This window comes from Salinisphaera sp. SWV1, assembly GCF_052044155.1.
In the GTDB taxonomy this organism is placed as follows: Bacteria; Pseudomonadota; Gammaproteobacteria; order Nevskiales; family Salinisphaeraceae; genus Salinisphaera.
On record NZ_JBQDYE010000113.1, the window covers coordinates 1 to 825 of the forward strand.

Annotated in this window: 1 protein-coding gene; it reads right to left on the reverse strand. The window is 61.9% G+C overall.

Translation table 11 applies throughout. The features are described from left to right. A partial coding sequence (locus ACS8YF_RS19675; protein WP_440851784.1) for a glutamate decarboxylase occupies window positions 1-825 on the reverse strand: 825 nt, incomplete at both ends.

The window sequence follows — 825 nt, forward strand, 5'->3', positions numbered from 1 at the left end:
GAGATCGTCGAGCAACAGATCGGCCATGTCGCGTGAGAATCCCTCGCGTACCACGATGCGGAGTACAGCGACGGATTCTGCCTCGGGCGGCATGGTGTAGGCCGGCACCTGCCAGCCGCGCACGCGCAGGCGCTCAGAAACGTCGTATACCGAATACCTCGAAGTATCCTTGAGCCTGAACGCGAATACGGGAATGGTGTCGCCCCGGCTCAGCAGCTCGAAATGACCGAGTTTTTCGATGCGTTCGGCCAGTTCGGTGGCCGTTTCCTGCAGCGTTTGCATGATGCGGGCGTAGCCTGCGTGGCCCAGTCGCAGGAAATTGTAATACTGTCCGATGACCTGATTGCCCGGGCGCGAAAAGTTCAGCGTGAAGGTGGGCATGTCCCCGCCCAGGTAATTCACGTGGAAGACCAAGTCGTCCGGCAGGTGCTTCCTGTCACGCCACAGTACCCAGCCGACACCCGGGTATACCAGCCCGTACTTGTGGCCCGAGGTGTTGATTGAGACCACGTTGGGCAGACGGAAGTCCCAGCGCAGTTCGGGGTGGATGAACGGGGCGACGAAGCCGCCGCTGGCCGCGTCGATATGCAGCGGCACGGCCAATCCGTGGGCCGCGTTATAGGCCAGGACGGTATCGTGGATGGCCTGGATGGGATCGAACTCGCCGGTGAAGGTGGTGCCCAGTATGGCTACCACCCCGATGGTGTTTTCATCGACGCGGCTGGTCACTTCCTCGGGGGTGATCACGTAGCGGCCCTCGCGCATGGGGATATAGCGCGGCTCCACCTCCCAGTAGCGGCAGAACTTCTCCCACACGACCTGCAC